Origin of the sequence: Mesorhizobium sp. M5C.F.Ca.IN.020.32.2.1 (assembly GCF_004023105.1) — a bacterium.
Lineage (GTDB): Bacteria > Pseudomonadota > Alphaproteobacteria > Rhizobiales > Rhizobiaceae > Mesorhizobium > Mesorhizobium wenxiniae.
Genome location: NZ_RZSX01000761.1, coordinates 1 through 3,092, shown reverse-complemented (window position 1 = coordinate 3,092; position 3,092 = coordinate 1). Strand labels below are relative to the sequence as shown.

Genomic DNA, 3,092 nt, shown 5'->3' with positions numbered 1-3,092 from the left:
ATCGAGGGGGCGCTCGCGCGGCTTCGCTGACCGCCGCGTTACAGCGTAAGGACGCGACCCCAGTGAAGGCATACTCCAGTGTCGCCAATCCCGTTTGGTTGGCCCGCCGCAAGCCGGTCTTCCAACCAAAGGCCGAACTCGCCAATTCGCCAGCCAACTCCACCAACGATTGTCTAAATCCGCTACCCAGGGCGGTTCGCTCGGGCTCGCTTGCTTGAGCACGGCACAGACGGGATCGCGAGCATGATGCCGCGGAATGGGAACGCATCATGCTTGGGCACGAGGGCCCGTGCCAACGCGCATCGCGCCAATCGGCGTCGTCACGTCCGAGATTCAGCACCGGCTGCTCGGCGCTTTTACGCTCGCATCATGGGCCGGCATGCCGCTGGCGATCCATGACGCGATGCCGCCGAGGCTGCTAGTTCATGGAAAGCGATAAGCACTAGATTAGTGGGCAACCTCGTCGGGACCGAAAAGGGCGCTAAACCGGCTGGCTAGATCGATCCAGGGTGCCGCGTCTCCGCGCTCTGAAGCCATTCGAACGACCGTCGCCAGATAATCGGTAAAAGCCTTCAGTCTGATGGCGCCTTGCTCAGAAAGGTGGTCAATGGCGTCAAGCGGCTGGTGAACGGCAGCCAGCATATGTTGCACCAAAAGCAGTGAGGATGGGCAAGGGCAGTCGCTCTTACTCGCGAGGCGCCTGCACTCGCTGCAAAGCGGCGGAATGTCCTCTAAGGCTAGGTCGCCGGAAAGCCGTTGTATGAGATTGTCAGTGGCGTTCCACAAATTCGCTCGCATGCAGAACGGAATGCAGCGTGACCCCATGTTGGGCTAGCAGCGCCGTAGCTCCCTCGTCGCGGTCCACGAGGCAAGCAGCGTCACCTACAATGCCCCCGGCGCGGCGAACCTCTTCAATCGCCTTCAATATCGACTTGCCGCTTGTGGCAACGTCGTCAACGATCAGGACGACTTTTCCCTCGAGATCTTCTTTGGGCCCAAGACCTTCAATCACGTCCCTTGTGCCATGAGGCTTTGGAGTCTTGCGAACGAAGATCGTGTTTATGGGTTTGTTCATCGCCGAGCTGACAGCTGCCATCGATCCGATTACGGGGACCGCTCCCATTTCAAGGCCGCCGACGTACTCTGCTTTCACTTGCTCAGCGATTTTTAGGAACTCAAGAGCGGCAAGTTGCGCGCCTCGCGCCATCATCATGGTAGGCTTCATATTGAAATAGATGTCGCTCTCTATGCCCGACGAGAGCGTGTAGCGTCCGGATCGAAAAGAGCGCTCACGGACGATTTCGCGGAGTTCGTCCTTGTCGTGTTGGCTGGAATCAACTGGTCTGAATTTTGCCAGTGCCGCCATAGATCTGACCTCGCCCTAGGGAAAAAATTGGGTGCGGCATGCACCTAGTCACTACCGCTATGTGGCTTATGCAAGTGTTCGCGGGGTGTGTCAATTAATGTCAATACCGGTGCGACCGTTTCGCGCAGATTTTTCCATTATCGTTATTGGGTGCCTAAAGCGTGATCACGGGTTTCCCTACGGCTGGGTAGCGTTGGCTACCCGCCCTTGCCCGATCTCGGCAGGCACGGCTTTTCTCGATGCGGGCCGTCTCTTTGAGGATTTGGGCGTTTCATCCTCGTCCGCTCGAGTTCCGCCTCGCTCGGCCCCGTTTGCGCCAGCTTCTTAACCAGGTTGCGCATGAGGTGAGCGTTTCGGCCGCCATGTCGGCCCGTGTCGCTCTTGTGATGACGAGGGGGCAAGGCCGCGCTTTTCGTGCAACCTCCTCGTAGAGGCGCGAGAGGTAAAGTTCGAGCCGCCGAGAATTTTTGTCATCAGCACCGCGGCGCAACATTTCGGCTCGCTTCATCTGACGACGGTAAAAAGCAAAGTTCAAGGTAGGTCGTAGTCCACCTCCCCTGCCGGCCGAGTCTTTACGGCGATATCGGCGACAGGGGCGAGCGTCTGCCTCTGAGGCAGACGCCGAACAGCAGGCCGAGCCTTACACTGATTTTGGTGACATTGAGTTCGCCGACACCCGTGAGATGGAGCCTATCACGGGCGGGAAGCGCCTTGTGGCAGAACTCGACAAGCGGCGCTACGTTCTGGACGCCGGCGTTGCTGACAGGACATCGAGGCGCCCGAAGGTTTCGATTGCCTGCATCAGCCGCGTTCCACCTGCCTCTCACCCTGGCAACCATTTTTCGTCAATCGATCGATCCCGGACGCCGTTGTTGGACTTCGCTGTGATCAAGATCCGCGGACCACTCTTGCTCCCTCGCGGGCGAACCGCGCTTTCCTTGCCGACCCCGCTCGCGGCTTCGGCGATCACCGCCACCTTGTCGATAAGCCGGCCACCGGCTCCCCGTCGCGCTGGTTCAATAAAATATCATTGTGAAAGTTCATGGTTTCTTCCTTTCCGATGGCGAGGCTCGGCTTCCGCGAGATAGTCGTGGACGACCTTCCCGAGCGCGAGCGTGAGATCGGCGACGAGGTGTACGGCCGAGACTACTTCCAGCACCGGCAGTTCGGCGACGGGGGCAAGCGCATGCGACCAGAGGTTCAGGGCTGCCGGGCCGGTCCAGGCGCCTCTCAGATCGATGTCCTCCAGGTGGTATTCCACGAGTTCGCAGATGCGCGGCGTGCCGTCGACATGCGGGATGATTTTGAGGAGGAAGTTCGGGTCGGCGAGCGAGGCCTTAACGCTCGCAAGGTCCGCGGCCCGGTGCTTGTAGCCCATCGTACCCGTCGCGACGCGGACCGGGCCGTAGTCCAGCGTGCCAACAAGCGTGTCCGTCTCTGTTCGGAGCGTTGGGCTGGCGAGCTTCTTGGGAAAGCCCCACAACTCGCGTCCGCCCGCTGTCGGCGGATGGTCGTCGAGAAACATGCAGTGGGTGTAGCTCCCCATGCGGCCGCAGAAGGAGACAGGGATGACCTGTCCGCTTTCCGTGTAGTCGCCGAAGCCCGTCGAGTCCGGCATGCGAATGAACTCGAATTTGACCAGAGGCTCGCACACCTGAAGCGGCTCCGGCACAAGGTCGCGCAGTTTTTGCGGATCGGTGCGATATGTGATGATCAGATACTGTCT

General features: G+C 59.8%; 4 protein-coding genes. 1 reads left to right on the top strand and 3 read right to left on the bottom strand.

Annotated elements, in window-relative coordinates; genetic code table 11:
• The coding region (locus tag EOA86_RS39640; protein ID WP_206630155.1) for a hypothetical protein at positions 1-218 on the top strand (218 nt) is incomplete at its 5' end.
• Positions 219-447: 229 nt separating this feature from the next.
• Here EOA86_RS39640 and EOA86_RS40720 read toward each other — a convergent pair.
• The 3 genes from EOA86_RS40720 to EOA86_RS28400 all read right to left on the bottom strand — a co-directional run.
• Positions 448-642 (bottom strand): hypothetical protein, encoded by a 195-nt coding sequence (locus EOA86_RS40720; protein WP_245492528.1) that lies wholly within the window; start codon positions 640-642, stop codon positions 448-450.
• Between the two features lie 127 nt (positions 643-769).
• The gene (gene pyrE, locus EOA86_RS28405) at positions 770-1,366 is read right to left on the bottom strand and encodes an orotate phosphoribosyltransferase (RefSeq protein ID WP_029356507.1); all 597 of its coding nucleotides are present in this window, start codon (positions 1,364-1,366) and stop codon (positions 770-772) included.
• Positions 1,367-2,393: 1,027 nt separating this feature from the next.
• Positions 2,394-3,092: acetoacetate decarboxylase (locus tag EOA86_RS28400; RefSeq protein WP_164892058.1), on the bottom strand; the 699-nt coding region annotated here is incomplete at its 5' end.

Excerpts from the sequence above, each read along its gene's own strand:
- EOA86_RS40720 (WP_245492528.1), bottom strand. The coding sequence starts at position 642 with ATGCTGGCTGCCGTTCACCAGCCGCTTGACGCCATTGACCACCTTTCT.
- pyrE (WP_029356507.1), bottom strand. The coding sequence starts at position 1,366 with ATGGCGGCACTGGCAAAATTCAGACCAGTTGATTCCAGCCAACACGAC.